This is a genomic window from Sporosarcina sp. FSL K6-1508 (assembly GCF_038007465.1).
In the GTDB taxonomy this organism is placed as follows: domain Bacteria; phylum Bacillota; class Bacilli; order Bacillales_A; family Planococcaceae; genus Sporosarcina; species Sporosarcina psychrophila_B.
This window is the reverse complement of record NZ_JBBOXF010000001.1, coordinates 4,641,596-4,658,744: the sequence shown is the minus strand read 5'-3', so window position 1 is coordinate 4,658,744 and position 17,149 is coordinate 4,641,596. Positions and strand designations below refer to the sequence as shown.

The window sequence follows — 17,149 nt, the reverse complement described above, 5'->3', positions numbered from 1 at the left end:
TCCTTTTTGGTATTTAAACTCCTCTAAAAGGCTAGAGTTGTAAGACTTCAGACAACTTCATCTATTATTGTTCAAAAGTGCAGATTTTATCCGATGTAATAGAAGCAGAATAGATTGGTGAAAGTGAGTGGAGTAGATGAAATTTGCTAGGCTAGTAATTCTTTTATCGGTTTTGGTAATACTCGGTGGCTGTGGTCTTGAAGAAAAAGATCCACTCGAGGGAAAGGTCAAAGTGGGTGTCATGCTTTCTGAAAATGGCCTTGGAGATCAGTCATTCTCCGATTTGGCATTCGCAGGCTTGACGAAGGCACGGGATGAAGATGATATCGTCATCGAATACTTGGAACTTGCGGAAACGGATACATATGAAAAAGGATTTAGGGAACTTGTCGAAAACGGTAATGACTTGGTGTTTGCGCTTGGTTTCACAGGTCAGCAGGAGTTGGAAAAGGTGGCGCTTGACTTCCCGGACCAAAAATTCGTTCTTGTGGATGCCGTTTCGGAAGTCGCGAATATAACGTCAGTAACATTTAAGGAAGACGAAGGAAGTATGCTTGCAGGAATTGTGGCAGCAACAGTTTCGGATTCACAGGTAATCGGTTTTATTGGCGGTGTAGAGGCCCCGGTCATTCAGCGATTCGAGAAAGGGTTCATCCAAGGGGCAAAGTCGATCAACCCTGACATCGTTATTCTTTCTGAATACGCCGGTGACTTTGATAACGACAACCTAGGGGCAGAGATGGCTTCGAAGATGATTGATAAGAAGGCGGATGTCCTTTACGCTGCTGCTGGCTTCACAGGTGTAGGCATGCTGGAAGAAGCTGAAAAAAGGGGAATATATGCAATTGGTGTAGATAGTGACCAGTATTTTTATGCTGAACAAGCCGTCATTACCTCCATGATGAAAAATATTGATAGCGCGTTGTTTGATATCATCCATTCTTACAAGGAGACAAGCGAAATACAAGCGGGTCACATTGAACTAGGTCTAGCCGAAAAAGGAGTGGGTCTCGCGCCATTTAGAGTGCTGGAACTGTCAGAAACTGAAAAAGGCAATTTAGATACGCTAATTGAACAAGCAGCATCGAAAATGGAATGATAAGGGGAAAGTTGAAATGACAATAAAGAAAAAAATAATAATCAATTCACTTTTCGTACTCGGCCTATCGATTGTGATGATTGCAGTTATTATATTCAGGATGCTGGCGATTCAAAATACGAGCAGTGATTATGTCAACGTGCTATTAGCGGTGCATGATGTGAATGCAGAAACGAAAGCATCGATGGAAAGTTTAAATACACTTGCCTACAATATGACAGACGGGAATAAAGAGGACGTACGCAAGCAGCTTGAGTTTACTTCTGAAAAATTCACGATTGCGGACAATCTTGTAAAAGAGAAAGAGCCGAGGCAAATTCTTTTAAAAGCACAAGAGAAATTTGGTTCGTTGAAAGAAGAAGCGCTTGTAGCTGTTGAGGAAAATAACTCTGCTGAAATCAATCGGCAATCACTGCGGAATGTGGGTATTGTCAATGATATTTATATGGTAGATCTCTATACATCTGCTCATTACGACTATTTACAAGAAGCACTTGCCTCTAAAATTAAAGGCATAATTACATTTGCGATTATAGGAAGCATACTTGTCATCATGGGAACGATGGTAATCATCATCCGGCTTGCAAATGCAATTACAAATCCTCTCAAGAAGCTTGCCGCGAACGCGGAAGAAATTGCAGCAGGCAATCTTGTTGTCGAGCCGATTCAATATGATAAAAAAGATGAACTTGGACAATTGAACCATTCATTCACCTCGATGACCAATCAGTTGCGGACACTTTTACAATCAGTTGACGGGGCGAGTCGGAAAGTGGATGACTATACAAAAGAGCTTGAGATGGAAAACCGTTATCTTGCCGAGGCGAGCAACCAAGTGACGCTCTCGACGGAAGAGCTTGCAAAGGGAACTCAAAGCATCTCCGAAGACTTGCAAAGTTCGGTTGAGCTCATAGAGCGGATGAATGGAGAATTTGGTCTTAATGTCGACCGGGCAAGAAATTCGGCTGATTCGGCAGCAATGGCTAACGCGGCAATCATGGAAGGGCGCCGCGCCATCGATGAACAGCGTGAGCTTATCGACAGCAATGGCGCAGCAACGCAATCGATCAAAGACGCGACTGCCCAATTTACACACTATGCGATAAGAATTGAAGATATGGCGAAGACGGTATCCAACATCGCTTCGCAGACGAACCTGCTTGCGTTGAATGCGGCAATCGAGGCCGCACGTGCTGGAGAGGCAGGCAAAGGATTCGCAGTCGTCGCCTCAGAAGTCAGGAAACTAGCAGATGAATCAACAACCGCGACTGCGCAGATTTTCGATATGGTTAATCTGATTAAAAACGGGCTAGGCTCAATTTCAGACTCAGTTGAAAGAGGTGCCGAAATTGCCAAAGCACAAGACGGCAATGTGACGCGAACACTGAATACGTTTACCAACATTGAAGAAAAGATGGAAAGTATTACCGAGGCATTGACAAATCTTGTGGCAGGAGTGGATAACTCGAAGCAGTTCAATGATACAGTGCTTGAGAATACCGAAAACATCAGTGCGGTCGTGGAACAAACGGCAGCAGGTAGTGAGGAAATTTCCGCCTCTGCAGAAGAACAACTTGAATCCATCGAAAAAGTAGTGGACAAGGTGACTGCGCTCCGTGAATTGACCGATGATTTAAATGCAACGATTTCCAGATTCCAATTGTAAAATAGATTAGGGGCGGGACTACAGTCGAGATTAGTCGACTAAAGGCCCGCCCCTATTATTTATTCCTTACTAATTTCACTTTCTCTCAATAAAATCCCCTCATAACCCATCTTACGGGCTAGTTGTGTAAGATGAGGCTGCTCAAGACGGGCGGTGTGAAGAATAGCTTCTTCTGCAAAAGCATTACGCGTAGGCCCGTCGAATAATAATTGTCCGTTACTGACTATAACCGTCCGACCAAATGTCTCGGCGACAAAATCCATATCATGCAAAATACAAAGTACAAGTTTACCTTGTGCATGTAGCGCGCGAATAATCTTTTTCAAAATTATTTTACCGCGTGTATCTTGCCCCATTGTCGGTTCATCGAAAATAACAATGTCGGTATCCATTGCAAGAATGGATGCAACAGCAATCAATTTCCGCTCGGCGAGGCTTAAGTCGTATGGATTTTCCCCTGCTTTATTCAATAGTCCAACGCGTTCGAGCATCTTCTCTGCATTGGCGCGCGCAATTTCAGGTGGTTGTCCGACGTTGAGCGGCCCAAACATCACTTCATCCAGAACATTATTTTTGAAAATCTGGTCATTTGGGTTTTGGAAAATGAGCCCGATTGTTCCTGCGAGTTTTGCCGCGGTTGAATCACGCGTATTCATGCCATTAATGAGGATATCGCCTGCATCCGGCTTTAATAAAGCTTTCAACAATTTAACGAATGTTGTTTTTCCTGCACCATTTTGTCCAATAATTGCAGTGGGTTCACCGCTTAATGTAATGCTGATTCCATGCAAAATGGGGCTTCCTTCGGTATAGCTGAACTGGAGATCTTTCACGGCGATTTCAGGATTCCCCGCATTTGTTAAAGGTGGAGATTCACTGATAATCTGTATTTTTTCGCTGGATAATCCACTTGCCGGCATTTCTTCTAGTGAAATCGGATAGAGGCCCGTTTCTTTATTACCTAATTGAAGAGCTTTTGCGACTGTCGTATAAACGGGCGGTTCGACTCCGAAAGTTAACAAATCATCACGTGAGAAAATTTCTGCCGGCGGTCCAGAATCAATCAGTTTACCCTCATGCATTAGAAAAATTCGATCGGAATAGGTGGCAAGTTTCTCCATTTTTTGCTCGACCATTACGATTGTCATTCCTTCTTTCGAGAGGTTTTCAACGACGCGAAATACTTCTTCGGAACCTTGTGGATCTAGCTGTGATGTTGGTTCGTCAAGTATTAAAATATCAGGTTTCATGGCGACAACACTGGCGATTGCGACACGCTGCATTTGCCCCCCAGAAAGGGAAAATGGATTTTTATCCTGTAACGTCTCAATGTCGAGAAATTGCATACTTTCTTTAATTCGCCTGTGCATTTCATCACGAGGGATGCCTAAGTTTTCAAGCCCGAACGCAATTTCATCATAAACCGTAAATTTAGCGCCGGTCATTTGGGAAAAAGGGTTTTCAAAAACAAGCCCAACTTTCGCTGTAATCGCACTGATTTCGTGTCCAAGTACGTCCATGTCGTTAATGAAAACATCTCCGCCGTATGCGCCTTTGAAAAAGTGGGGAACCAACCCGCTGAGTGCATAGCAAAGGGTGGTTTTACCGGCAGTATTCATACCTGCAATACCGATGAATTCACCTTTTTCAATTGTGAAAGAAATGCCGTCAAGCGCAAACGTATCGGTGTTCGGATATTTATATTTCAGATTTTTAACACGGATACTATTCATGAAACAATCCTCCAGACTATAGCGGCAATTAATAGGATAACAAGTATGATTTTCAAGATGAGGCCGTATTTATAATGAAAGGATTCATTTACAAATGTTTTCGTTCCCTTTGCATTGAATCCGCGTATTTCAAGTGCGATAGACCTTTCACGCGTATCGTTCAATGAATTAAGGATAACTGGACCGAGAAGCGGGATAAATGACTTGATGCGCGTCAGTAATTTACCTTCTGTTTCCATTCCACGGGCTCGCTGTGCATCGGTAATTTTACCGGTCATGGCTATCATTTGCGGGATAATCTGCAAAACTGACAGAAAAACATAGCCGATTTTAGGAGACATTCCTTTATTAATAAGCGATTCGACAAGATTATCCGGTTTCGTTGTTAAGATAAGGACACCGAACGCACACACCATATTAATGATACGGAGGGTGAGGAGCAAAGCGAATGCGAATCCCTCCTTATAGATAGGAAGAGAACCAATTTCAAAAAGAATCGTCGCCCGGTCCGGATGAAAGAAACCTTGAACGATGATAATAGAAATAATCAACAGCAGGCTAACACCAATAACCGGTAAAATGTACTTGAACACTTTACCGGTAAGGAGTAGAAGGAGTGTAAATGCCAAGACACAGATGATAAATAAATGAGTCGGCAGGATATACGTCAATGCAATCGATATAAAGACGAATAAAAGCTTTGTAAGTGGATCAACGTCATGGATGACCGAATCCTTATTTACATACAGTGTCATGTTTTTCACGGAAATCCTCCTTTGCAGCCTTTTAAAGTCGTTCGATTTCTGAACGATTGTCGTACATATTTGTCAAATTCTTCGGCAGTCCTTTAAAAATAAGGAAACTAATGAGTACGGTTGCCATTTTGTCAGGAACATCGACAACGACACTGTCTGCGAAAGATGCAAACCAAAGCGGTAGATCTTGTGTCATCATTGTTGCAAAAAGTGCATCACCCCAAATGTTCCCCGTTTGTCCACCCCAAAACATGATATTAAGCGGAGTCGAGACAGTAGCAGCGATTAAACCGACAACGAGTCCAAGTACAAGTGCTTTTCCAACGTTTGCAATCCACCCTTTATATGCCATAATTCCGACGATAAGACCGATGACCGCGGATGTAATCGCATAGACAAAAGAAATCGGATCGGCTGTAAAACCGTAAATAATATTATTCACAATCCCCGCAATGGCACCGATAATTGGACCCGCTAACATACTGGCAAGCACTGTACCAATTGAGTCGAGCCATAGTGGCAATTTAAGTAGACCCGCGAACAATTTTCCTAGATAGTTGATGCCGATTGCTGCTGGAATAAGAACTAGAGCGGCAGTCGTGAAATTAAGTGACCACATACTGTTTTTCTTCATGAATTATTTCCCCCTTTATTTCTGTTTTTTTAAAAGATAAGAAAGTATAAGTTTTTGAACCTGGAGCAGTGTCTAGCTCCAGCGCTTTTCTTATCGTATGAGGCGAATGCCCAGAGCGACACAACATAAAACAAGGTGTCTTTACATGTGTATATTCAATTATAGCTTATAATCGTCTCGCGGAATAGATAGAATTTTAGGGGGAGAAGAAGTTTGAGGATTGCGCTTGGACTCTGACGAACTCCCTAAACAGAAGCTATTAATGCAAAAAAACAGCTTCCCCAAGGTTGGGGAAAGCTGTTGGTATCAGTTAAGCTGATTGAAGCGCTTGAAAGCTGTGAATTTATCCTTCCAGTAAATCGAATTAATTGAGGAGATCTCGACTTTTTGCGTAGCTGCGTGAATGAAGTTCCCATCACCCAAATAAATTCCAGCGTGTGAGATGCCGCTGCGGTATGTATTTTGGAAAAACACTAAATCGCCTGGCATTGGCTCGTCCACATTAAAAGAATTAGTATGCATTCCAATAGTGTCGAGTCTTGGCATTTTTAGTCCTGCTTGGCTAAAGACGTAATGAATAAATCCGCTGCAGTCAAAGCCTTCCGTAGTTGTACCCGCCCAAACGTAAGGTGTGCCTAAAAGTGGAAGTGAAGTTTCGACAGCGTTGGTTAAGATCTTTTTAGAGGAAAGTGTCGGTTCCTTTGGCTTCACTGTTGTGGCAACCGCATTCTTCCAAGAGTTAGTGGACGATGTTTCTTTTACAACAGTTCCAACTTTTGCATTTGGTTTTTTTGCTACTGATTGCTGACTAACGACTTCTTTTGAGGAAACGGTCAATTTTTGATTGGTTTTAATCGAATCAGAAGCAAGACTGTTTAAGCTTTTCAATTCGTCAACGGTCAATTTATGCTGCGAAGCGATTTTCCATAGTGTATCCCCCGGCTTGACGGTGTATGATTCAGTTGCTGCATCTGCACTCCCGACTGAGATAAACGTCGCAAGGGCAAATGTCGCCAGCACCGAAAAAGCTCTCTTTTGCATCTATTTTCCCCTCTCCACGACAAACAGTTCTATATATCTATTCTATCGGATTAATAGAACTAGAACAATAGACTGTTAAATTACATTTATATTACAAAGTGATTACAAGTATATTGCGGAGTGTTTTTATGCCAATTGATATAAATAGATGAATACATTTAATTCAACAGAATCCCGTATATAGTAATTAAAAAAGGCATCGCCATGAGTCGAGAAATAACTCCTGGCGATGCCCTCTAATTTTTAGTCCGCCTGAATCGAAATATGACGAAATTCATTAACATCAAATAATCCAGTATCCGTCAATTTCAGTTCAGGAATGACTGGGAGACTTAAGAAGGATAATGTTAAAAATAAATGAAAGTCTAAGTCTGGATGAAGTTCATGCAATGCATTGTGCAACTTGTGTAAATTTGCAGTAGTTTCCACTGCAGGACGATCTGTCATTAACCCAGCAATCGGCAATGCGAGTGAAGCGAGCACTTTCCCTTCATTGACGATGACAAATCCGCCTTGCATGCGTTGCAATTCTTCTGCAGCAATCAGCATATCTTCATCACTGACTCCAAGAACAATGACATTATGGGAGTCATGTGCAACGGTTGTGGCGACAGCCCCACGCCGTAATCCAAAACCATTGACAATGCCAAGACCGATAGTTCCAAGTCCATGATGGCGTTCAATGACGGCTAATTTTAATAAATCCTGCTGACTATCTTGCTTGAAAAGTCCGCTTTCAACAGGTACTTGCAGCACTTTCTTATAGGTCATCAACTGATTTGGAATGATTTCCATAACATGAGCGAGCCCTTCATTCGTAAACGGTATAGCAAAGTCATCCACTGTTAATTCGGGAAGATGAACGGTTTTCGTGATGCGTGATGAGGGGGGACTTTTCTCATCTCTTAAACTAAGCATTTGCCCGTTTTCCGCAACTTTAACGCCATTTTTCCAAACTGACTGCGCACGAAAACTTGCTATATCATCAATCAGAACCAAGTCAGCAACGAATCCCGGGGCAATCGCACCTCTATTGTCTAAACGATAGCATTCCGCAGCGTTAATGGTCGCGAGCTGAATCGCTTGGAGCGGGTCCATCCCTTCTTGAATCGCAAGACGGATGGCGTAATCGATACTGCCTTCTTCCAACAACTCGTCCAAATGCTTATCGTCTGTGCAAAATAGAAATCGGCGTGCATTTTGAGGCGTGACAGCAGGAAGTAACGCGCGCAAGTTTTTTGCGGCGGAACCTTCGCGAATTAGCACATGCATCCCTTGAGAAACACGGTCCAACGCTTCTTCTGCCGTGACGCATTCATGATCAGTATGAATACTAGCAGCGCGGTAGCCCCGAATCTGATCTGAATTAAGGCCTGCACAGTGTCCGTCGATCATCACATTTGCTTCGCGCGCCATGAGTAACTTATCGATGATTTCGGATTCTGCATTCAGGACAGACGGGAAATCCATCACTTCTGCCAAACCTAAGACGGATACATTTGCTAAAAAGGGTTGTAAATCTGAAGCTCTCAGAACCGCGCCGGCATGCTCAAACGGTGTTGCAGGGACGCTTGAAGGAAGCATAACGAAAATATCCATTTCGCACGATGCTGCGTCATCAATCATAAATTGAATCCCTTCAGCCCCGGCAACATTTGCGATCTCATGGGGATCTGTAATGACAGCTGTTACCCCATGAGGAAGCATGACGCGACTAAATTCAGAAGGGGTCACGAGCGATGATTCGATATGAATATGCCCGTCAATTAACCCTGGGATGACAAACTGTCCAGTTGCATCTTCCTCTTGAGTGGCTTCAAACAATCCGTGCTCGTCAACAGCCACAATTACCCCGTTTGTTATGACGATATCAGCTCTAATCCAACGCAACGAAAAAACATCTGCAACCTGTGCATTGCGTAAGATGAAATCTGCCCGTTGCTTCCGTTGCGATGCAAGGATTTGTTTTTGTAGTTGTTCTTTAGTCAGGCTCATTTAATTAACTCCCTTATAGAGGTTTCCTCGTATTATACGGTTAATTGTCGAAATAGGATAGAAATTACGTTTTAATTAGATATGATTTGCGCCTGTGGATATTCTTTATGCATTTAATGGTTAGAAATACGAAATTAGTATCGGTCCAGTACCTGCAACATCGTATAGTGATGGAATAAAAGCAACGCTAAAATGGATGACGGATAGAGAGCTGGAGGTTAGTAAGGAATCCTCAGCAATAAATCGCTAGATATTTTGAACAGATGAGATTCTTTCTCTCAACATATCAGATGATTCTATAGGAATATAAAAACCGGCCCCCGTTTTATACGGAAGCCGGTACATTTTGTTACATTGGAAATTATGAATTTCTCGACCTTAAGATAATATGGGAATCGTGATAATACACGTCTAGACACCAGCTGACTTAGGCTGTGTTCACCTTGCAGGCGCCTTGCACTTTTGTTCAAAGGTAAGAAAGTAGACGTTTTTCAACTTGGAGCAGTGTCTAGCTCCAGGCGCCAGCCGCTCGGGTCATAAGCAATCTAGCTATGTGGCGAAGAGCGCCACGTCGTGCCTGCAAGGATGCAGGTATGCAGTAGGGAGGGATTGAACTTCATCCCTCCTTGTTGCGACAGGACGTCGCGATCTTAGACTGCCTTCATTTATCGACTTATGCCTTTCGGGTCTACCAAGGCGCTTGCGCTTTTCTTAATCAAAACGAATACTGTTTCAATAAACCTTCTAGTTTTAATGCGAGACCAATATTGCCTTTAACTTTGAGTTTACCCATCATAAAGGCAGTGGTCGAATTCAAGTTGCCGGCAAGAAGCTTTTTAAAGTCTTTCACACTCATCGCCAATGCACAATCAACTTCCCCGGGATCACCGATAAGCGTAACGGCTTTGCCATCTGCTAGCGCTAAGCCGTATAGGCCGCCATCTTCACCGGCTAGGTTGAATGAATAGGTGACAGTCATTCCTTTAATCGGATCCGGTTCCTCGTTTAACTTTTCATCGATTTTAAGCCAAATTGCCGTCATTGTCATCTCATCAAAATGTATCTTCACTGGACAACCCTCCATCATACTGAATGCTCATTCAGTATAACTGAAACTGGAAAGAAAAGCTGAAACTTTCTGAGAATTAAACTCTTTTCTTAAATAATGGGCTCAGAATTACACCAACAAGTGCACCGACAATCGCAGGCACAAGCCACCCAATTTGCTGTTCATAGAGCGGGAGATAAGCAAGCACATCATTGACAGGCTTAATATCGATACCGGCTCCTTTTAATCCGTCAAAGATACTAACAAAAGCAGTTGCAAGAAGCGCCAAGATATAGACAATCGGCTTTCTGCCAAATGACTTGTCGATGAATGACATCAGCATCAGCACAATAGCGAGCGGATAAATCGCGAGCAAAACTGGAATTGAAATTGAAATAAGTTGTGTCAATCCAACGTTCGCGATAATTGCACTGAACCCTGCGAAAATGAATACATAAGTCTTATATGAATTACGCGGGAAAACATGTTCAAAATACTGTGCACATGCTGAAACAAGACCAATCGACGTCGTCAGACAAGCGAAAATAATCGTCATCGCGAGAATCATTGTTCCATATGGACCGTATAAAACAGTCGATGCAAGTGCGAGAACTGCGCCTCCATTGTCCTGTAAACCAATAACGTCGACGCTTGTCGCTCCGATGTAACCAAGTGAAACGTAAACAAGTGCAAGCCCGGTAGCCGCGACCAGTCCAGCAAAAACCATTGCTTTCATGACAGCACGGCTTTCTGTTACACCTTCTGCTTTTAGCGCATTAATAACAACGATGCCGAAAACAAGTGCCGCAATGACATCCATCGTCAAATACCCTTCAACAAAGCTGCGGAAAAACGGTTGCGCCGCAAACTCGTCTTGTGCTTGTCCGATATCTCCTATCGGCGACACAATACTCTTCACAGCGAGTGCCCCAATAACTAGGAATAAGACAGGTGTCAACACTTTACCTATTCGATCGACAAGTTTCGCAGGATTTAGAGCAAGCACCACCGTGATGATAAAGAAGACAATCGTGAACAACGCAAGAGGCCAGTTTGAGCCGGATATGCTATCAGGCAGAAACGGAATCACACCGATTTCATATGAAACGGTAGCTGTTCGTGGAATGCCGAAGAATGGACCAATTGCCATATAAACAATCATTGTAAAAGCAATTCCAAAATAAGGATTGACACGACTTGCAATGGTTTCCAAGCCGCCTCCTGCATTGGCAATGGCGAGAACAGCAATTAGAGGTAATCCGACTCCCGTGATTAGGAACCCAATCATAGCGATGAAAAGCTCATCTCCAGCCATTTGTCCGAGAAGCGGAGGGAAGATAATATTGCCCGCGCCAAGGAACAATGCAAAGAGCATAAGCCCAATGATAAAATTTTTCTGTAAAGACAAGTAAACTGCAACTCCTTGAGAGAATGATATTACGTAACGTGCCACTATTCATTATAACCGAAAAAAGGAGCAATCGTCTAATAAATTCGATAGTTCTATGGATATAGAGAGGATTAACGAATATTATGAATGAAAGTAGTTCAAACTGTCTATTAATCTACAAAAACCATGCTATAATCTTTATAATAGTTTCTTTTTCGACAAACTATGTATCCATTTCCATTTTTAGAAAACTGCTTTGTAATATAGAAGTGAATAGTAGGAGGATGAAGTAGTGAAAACAATTCGAGCAAAAATATGGGCAGGCTTCGGAGTGGTCGTGATTCTTGCAACGTTGCTGGGTCTGAATGGAGCCACAGGAATCAAGGGTCTTGTTGAAACATCAAATGACATCAGTAATGAGCAATTACCGATGCTTATTACTGATTCAAGGCTAGCTTTCAATATAGCGGAGCGGGTAGCTATGTCAAGGGGTTATATCATGTATGGGGATAATAAATATATCGAAGAGTTCAACCGATTAACGGAAGTAAGTGTGACCCTTCAGGATGAACTTGAACAGAATACTAACTCGGAGGAAGTAAGGGGGTTAATCGCCAATAGTATCGAATGGCGAGAAACGTTGACGAATCAGGTTTTTCCAGCTGTCAAAGCTGGGAAACAAGAGGAAGCTGAGCGTCTTGACCATGAAATTGCAGAGCCGCTTGCAAATGAATTGATGGAAGGGTTCGATGCCCTTGCGATATCAAGACAAGATAGAATCATGAGTGATGGAACTAAGAATGTGGAAAAAGGTAAAAAAATACAACAGGTAAACTTCGCCATAATGATTGTAGTTATTTTACTAGCCATCCTAATTAGTTTTTATATGGCACGAAGCATTTCTAGACCGGTCATAGCGGTTTCCCGCAGAATGGAACGGATGTCAGAAGGGGTTTTGAACGATCCTCCTCTTGTAACAAAACTGAAAGACGAAGTTGGACAACAAATCCATTCTATTAATAAAATGAGAGAAGAAATGCAGCGTATTTTAGCTGATACCTTAACGATTTCACGTCAAGTGAATAATAGAAGTACAAATTTATCCGATACGTCAGAGATTGTAAGTGACTCCACAAATCAAATCGCAGCAACGATGGAGCAACTCGCTGCTGGATCTGAAGCACAGGCGAATACTGCTTCGAATATGGCGGAAATGGTCGGTACTTTTTTTGAGGAAGTTCAACATGCAAACGAAGCCGGTGGACAAGTTGTAGAATCTTCACGAGCAATTTTACAGCGGACAGTGAGTGGAAACGAAATGATGGATAGTTCCGTTCACCAGATGAATGAAATTTATGGAGTAGTCACTGAGTCCGTTGAAACAATTAAACAGCTGGATAATCAGACGAAGGAGATTTCGTCACTCGTAACGGTCATTAGTGAAATTGCTGCACAAACGAACCTGCTTGCGCTTAATGCGGCAATTGAAGCAGCACGAGCAGGTGAGCATGGAAAAGGCTTCGCTGTCGTTGCAGATGAAGTGAAAAAGCTTGCGGAACAGGTTGCGAATTCTGTTAGTGAAATTACAACAATTGTCAACGCTGTTCAAGCAGGATCTTCACATGCAGTAAAAGCTCTTGAAAGCGGCTATCAAAGTGTTACTGATGGAAAGCAGAAAGTGCTTGATACAGGCGTTGTCTTTGAAGAAATTTCAAAACTTGCTTCCGAAATGAATAAATTGACGGCTGAAATGTCTGAAGATCTAGATCATCTTGAGGAAATCGGCGGCAAATTGACAAGTGGTGTGACTGAAGTCGCTTCAATCGCCGAGCAGTCTGCGGCAGGAGTTCAACAAACGACAGCATCTGCCGAACAGACGTCTTTCCAAGTCGAAGCGATGAGAGAAGCTGCCAGTGAGCTATCAACACTTTCTGAAGCATTGGAAACATCTGTGAATCGGTTTGCAATCGAAGAAAACCGGGACTTGAGCTAAAAAAGGCAATAAGATTCAGTCTTATATACGTTGAACAAATGAGTACAGCGTAGGCGCCTTACAAGGGGCAGCCGAAGACATAAGACTAGCGGCGAAGCTGCTTGGCTTATGGCGGGAGGCATCCCCTAGCGCCGCAGTGGGTTCAATGGGATTCTTTATTTCAACATATATAGTAAGACAGTTCTTGATTCGGGATGTATTGAATGGGAACTGTTTTCTATTAAATAGATACTTTAATCATAGTCAAAGTAAGATATTGGTCGCATTTGAAAAGGAGGGGAACATATGGAACGTTCTATTGAGATGTCAATTGAGTCGGCAAATTCGGTATTAGAAGAACTTCATGAACAACAGCAATTACTTTTTTCGCAGGCAAAACAATTAAAGCTGACAAGTGATTCAATTAAACCCATTCTAGAAGAAACATGTAACCGAATTCTAGAAGTGATGCAGTGCAATCGGGTAAGTATTTGGTTATTTAATGAGGACAGGACATCATTAACTGCTCAAATGATTTGTGATCACCAGACTTCGAATCAGGCGTCAGGCGACGTTCTATTGCAAACGGATGTCCCTTCCTATTTTGAAGCGATTCAGCGTGAGCGAACATTAGCGGTGGAAGATGTAATGGCGAATCAAGCTACGCGTGATTTTGAAAAGGCATATTTTAAAGAACAGATACCCATTAGTTCAATTTTAGATGCCTCAATCCTTTTAAGTAGAGGAATCGGCGGTGTGCTTTGTTGCGAAACAGAAAAAAAACGTTCGTGGACAACGTTTGATAAAGTTGTCATTGCATCACTGGCCGATATGCTTGCCTTCTTGTTTGACCGGCTTTACCGGCTTGAAGTGGAAGAGCATGTGCATAAACTCGCATTCACTGACACCCTGACAGGACTTGACAATCAGCATTCATTCACAGAAAAAGCGACACAACAATTACAGTCTTTGACTGGAAAAGAGCGCGGTATTTTTATATATATGGTCCTCGATCAGTTTACGGAAGTGCAAGGGGCGCTTGGTTATGACGGCGGTGAGCAAGTACTGAAGAAAACTGCAGAGCGACTGCAATTCTTGTTTCCTGAACCGGCGTTAACCGGCCGTATTGGCTTCGACCATTTCATTATTTTTTATCCATATACAGGGAATCGGGCGACGCGCGAAATGAACTTGGATTTCGTCGCCCAAGTACTGCGGGAACCGATGGATATTGGTGGACAGGAAGTGTATATGACATTCAGCTACGGTGTGTCGTATTTTCCCGATCATGTTAGTAATGTGAAGGAAGGCTTACAAGCAGCCCAGATGGCACTCGGGATGGGGCGGAACAAGTCACCCCGTAAAGCACGGGGTGTCTATAAAACGGGCATGAGGAAATCCATGAAAGAAACAATGCTATCCGAAATGAATTTGAGAAAAGGACTGGATTTCAATGAGTTCAGGCTGTTTTATCAACCTCAAGTTAATTGCAATTCTGGAGAAGTAATTGGATTTGAGGCGCTTATTAGATGGCAACATCCGGAACGCGGATTAATCTTCCCGGGAGATTTCATCGAACTTGCCGAATCCACTGGGCTTATAACGCCAATCGGTGAATGGGTCATTAAAGAAGCATTTAATCAATTAGCCATCTGGAAAGAGCAGGGACAAGGACATTTCACAGTTTCTATCAACTTATCGCCACGGCATTTTCTTCATCCTAAACTTCCAGCTTGTTTGATGAGATATGCAGATGAGACTGGTGTCGATCCGCAAAAACTTATTTTGGAAATAACGGAAAATGTCGCGCTAGAAGATCATGTTGCGGTAAAAAAACGGATTCATAAACTGAGCGATTGTGGTTTTGCAATTTCAATTGATGATTTTGGGACAGGCTATTCTGCTTTCATTTACTTGCAGCATTTCCCCATCCAAGAAATTAAAATTGATCGTCAATTTATTAGCACGTTGGATGAAGATCCAAAGAGTACTGCTATCATTCAAACAATTATCAGTCTTGCACAAAGCCTAGGTCTTCGTACAATTGCAGAAGGTGTTGAAACGGAAGAACAGTGGAATAGTTTGAGAGCAATGGGGTGTGATGATATCCAAGGCTTTTATTTTAGCAAACCGTTGCCCATTGAAGAAATAAATAGACTAATGGCATTGTTCATAGGGGAAGAGAAGTTGTACTTGCCTGTAAAATAGGCAAGTACAATTGAAGAATAGATGCCGTAATTTCCCACTTCATGTGCTAGATTGCGCTTTTCTTAATATAAGAAAGTAAATCATTTACGACCTGGTCTTAACCGTGTAAAATGATGCAAGGGTAGTATAATCAGGAGGTTTTAAAATGGAACAAGTTCAATTCATGCGTAATCTAATCATCGAGACGCCTTCGGTGCCGGGGAATTTCGCGAAAGTCGCGTTAGCTATCGGGCAATTAGATGGAGATATTGGTGATATTCAGACTATAAAAGTTGGAACATTATCAACGATACGAGATATTTCAATTCAATGTGTAAGTGAAGAGCATTTGATGCAGATTGTGGACGCTGTCAACCAAATTGGCGAAGGAATTAGCGTCCATGCTGTAACGGATGATGTATTGCAAGCACATGAAGGCGGAAAGATTCATATGAAAGGCCGCATGGAAATCCGTTCGCTTGGCGATCTGCGTCGCGTCTACACACCAGGCGTAGCGAACGTCTGTGAAGTTATCAAAAATGATCCGGAACAGGCAAAATATTTCACGGGAATATCAAACACCGTTGCAATCGTAACAGATGGTACTGCAATTTTAGGTCTAGGGAATATCGGACCCGTCGCTGGAATGCCTGTAATGGAAGGAAAGGCTGTCTTATTCGATCAATTTGCTGGGATTAGCGGTATTCCTATTTTGCTTAATACGAGTGATCCGGATGAGGTTGTTGAAACAATAAAACATATTCATCAAGGATTCGGCGGTATATTGCTAGAAGACATCGGTTCACCGCATTGTTTCGAAATTGAAGAACGGCTAAAAGCAGAGCTGTCAATTCCTGTTATGCACGATGACCAGCACGGTACAGCTGTTGTCACGCTGGCTTCTGTCATATCCGCATGTCGACAGACGAATGTTAAGCTTTCAGATGCGGTTGTCGGACAAATTGGTCTTGGTGCAGCGGGTCTAGCAATCAGCCGTATGCTCATGGCATATGGTGTGAAGGAGATGCGCGGTATCGATCGCAATGAAGTTGCGCGGGAGAGACTTGCCAGCCATGGCGGCACCATCGTTGATTCTCTTGAAGAATTGATGGCAACATGCGACATTATTGTAGCGACAACAGGGGTTGCTGGGCTTATCAAACCAGAGTTGGTACGCAAGGGACAAATCATCTTGGCCTTGTCTAATCCGAACGCAGAAATTGCACCGGAAGACGCACTTGCGGCGGGCGCGGCATTTGCGGCAGATGGCCGTCTCGTCAACAATATCCTTGGATTCCCAGGTATTTTCCGGGGGGCGCTCAATGCGCATGCAAAGGAAATTACATATCCAATGTTGATCGCTGCAGCACTAGCAATTGTCGAAAGCACAAAACCGGGCGATCTCGTTCCGCATCCGCTCGATCCAAATGTCCACCACAATGTAGCAGCTGCAGTTGAACGAGTTGCAAACAACTTATAAATAAAAGATTGAAATAAAAAGAGCTTTCTGCCGGGAATGTAATCCGGTGGAAGGCTCTTTTTATAGAGATAAGAAAGTATACGTTTTTCAATCTGGAGCATTGTCTAGCTCCAGCGCCTCTACCAAGGCGCTTGCTCTTTTCTTAATGG

The 17,149-nt window shown here is 42.8% G+C and carries 12 protein-coding genes; 5 read left to right on the top strand and 7 right to left on the bottom strand.

The window, feature by feature from the left end; genetic code table 11:
* Positions 1 to 136: 136 nt before the first annotated feature.
* Together MKZ11_RS23710 and MKZ11_RS23705 are read left to right on the top strand one after the other, a co-directional pair.
* Complete coding sequence (locus MKZ11_RS23710) at positions 137 to 1,099, top strand: BMP family lipoprotein (protein WP_340796802.1); 963 nt, start codon at positions 137 to 139, stop codon at positions 1,097 to 1,099.
* A gap of 16 nt (positions 1,100 to 1,115) precedes the next feature.
* Positions 1,116 to 2,765: a methyl-accepting chemotaxis protein gene (locus MKZ11_RS23705; protein ID WP_340796801.1), complete on the top strand. Its 1,650-nt coding sequence runs from the start codon at positions 1,116 to 1,118 to the stop codon at positions 2,763 to 2,765.
* A gap of 59 nt (positions 2,766 to 2,824) precedes the next feature.
* Here the strand turns inward: MKZ11_RS23705 and MKZ11_RS23700 are convergent, their stop codons facing one another.
* From MKZ11_RS23700 to brnQ, 7 genes are all read right to left on the bottom strand, one after another.
* Positions 2,825 to 4,498 (bottom strand): ABC transporter ATP-binding protein, encoded by a 1,674-nt coding sequence (locus MKZ11_RS23700; RefSeq protein WP_340796800.1) that lies wholly within the window; start codon positions 4,496 to 4,498, stop codon positions 2,825 to 2,827.
* On the bottom strand, positions 4,495 to 5,253 hold the full coding sequence (locus MKZ11_RS23695) for an energy-coupling factor transporter transmembrane component T family protein (protein WP_340797101.1): 759 nt from the start codon (positions 5,251 to 5,253) through the stop codon (positions 4,495 to 4,497). Before MKZ11_RS23695 ends, MKZ11_RS23700 begins: the two co-directional genes overlap by 4 nt.
* Positions 5,254 to 5,284: 31 nt before the next feature.
* Positions 5,285 to 5,887, bottom strand: a complete 603-nt coding sequence (locus MKZ11_RS23690) for an ECF transporter S component (RefSeq protein ID WP_340796799.1) — start codon at positions 5,885 to 5,887, stop codon at positions 5,285 to 5,287.
* A 306-nt stretch (positions 5,888 to 6,193) separates the two neighbouring features.
* Entirely contained in the window at positions 6,194 to 6,928 is a 735-nt protein-coding gene (locus MKZ11_RS23685) for an NlpC/P60 family protein (protein WP_340796798.1), read from the bottom strand.
* A 243-nt stretch (positions 6,929 to 7,171) separates the two neighbouring features.
* Complete coding sequence (ade, locus tag MKZ11_RS23680; RefSeq protein WP_340796797.1) at positions 7,172 to 8,923, bottom strand: adenine deaminase; 1,752 nt, start codon at positions 8,921 to 8,923, stop codon at positions 7,172 to 7,174.
* 715 nt (positions 8,924 to 9,638) lie between these two features.
* A complete protein-coding gene (locus tag MKZ11_RS23675; protein WP_340796796.1) occupies positions 9,639 to 9,992 on the bottom strand; it encodes an SCP2 sterol-binding domain-containing protein in 354 nt (117 codons plus the stop codon).
* A gap of 76 nt (positions 9,993 to 10,068) precedes the next feature.
* Entirely contained in the window at positions 10,069 to 11,379 is a 1,311-nt protein-coding gene (gene brnQ / locus MKZ11_RS23670) for a branched-chain amino acid transport system II carrier protein (protein WP_340796795.1), read from the bottom strand.
* Positions 11,380 to 11,653: 274 nt separating this feature from the next.
* Between brnQ and MKZ11_RS23665 the strand changes: the two genes are divergently transcribed.
* The 3 genes from MKZ11_RS23665 to MKZ11_RS23655 all read left to right on the top strand — a co-directional run bounded on the left by MKZ11_RS23665 (position 11,654) and on the right by MKZ11_RS23655 (position 17,000).
* The gene (locus MKZ11_RS23665; RefSeq protein ID WP_340796794.1) at positions 11,654 to 13,354 is read left to right on the top strand and encodes a methyl-accepting chemotaxis protein; all 1,701 of its coding nucleotides are present in this window, start codon (positions 11,654 to 11,656) and stop codon (positions 13,352 to 13,354) included.
* Positions 13,355 to 13,639: 285 nt separating this feature from the next.
* Positions 13,640 to 15,541 carry a sensor domain-containing phosphodiesterase gene (locus tag MKZ11_RS23660; protein ID WP_340796793.1) on the top strand — a complete coding sequence of 634 codons (1,902 nt, stop codon included), beginning with the start codon at positions 13,640 to 13,642 and terminating at the stop codon, positions 15,539 to 15,541.
* 145 nt (positions 15,542 to 15,686) lie between these two features.
* Positions 15,687 to 17,000, top strand: coding sequence for an NAD-dependent malic enzyme (locus tag MKZ11_RS23655; RefSeq protein WP_340796792.1), 1,314 nt, complete (start codon positions 15,687 to 15,689; stop codon positions 16,998 to 17,000).
* The last annotated feature ends 149 nt before the right edge of the window (positions 17,001 to 17,149 follow it).

Excerpts from the sequence above, each read along its gene's own strand:
- ade (WP_340796797.1), bottom strand. The coding sequence starts at position 8,923 with ATGAGCCTGACTAAAGAACAACTACAAAAACAAATCCTTGCATCGCAA.
- MKZ11_RS23700 (WP_340796800.1), bottom strand. The coding sequence starts at position 4,498 with ATGAATAGTATCCGTGTTAAAAATCTGAAATATAAATATCCGAACACC.
- MKZ11_RS23695 (WP_340797101.1), bottom strand. The coding sequence starts at position 5,253 with ATGACACTGTATGTAAATAAGGATTCGGTCATCCATGACGTTGATCCA.
- MKZ11_RS23710 (WP_340796802.1), top strand. The coding sequence starts at position 137 with ATGAAATTTGCTAGGCTAGTAATTCTTTTATCGGTTTTGGTAATACTC.
- MKZ11_RS23655 (WP_340796792.1), top strand. The coding sequence starts at position 15,687 with ATGGAACAAGTTCAATTCATGCGTAATCTAATCATCGAGACGCCTTCG.
- MKZ11_RS23685 (WP_340796798.1), bottom strand. The coding sequence starts at position 6,928 with ATGCAAAAGAGAGCTTTTTCGGTGCTGGCGACATTTGCCCTTGCGACG.
- MKZ11_RS23660 (WP_340796793.1), top strand. The coding sequence starts at position 13,640 with ATGGAACGTTCTATTGAGATGTCAATTGAGTCGGCAAATTCGGTATTA.
- MKZ11_RS23690 (WP_340796799.1), bottom strand. The coding sequence starts at position 5,887 with ATGAAGAAAAACAGTATGTGGTCACTTAATTTCACGACTGCCGCTCTA.
- MKZ11_RS23705 (WP_340796801.1), top strand. The coding sequence starts at position 1,116 with ATGACAATAAAGAAAAAAATAATAATCAATTCACTTTTCGTACTCGGC.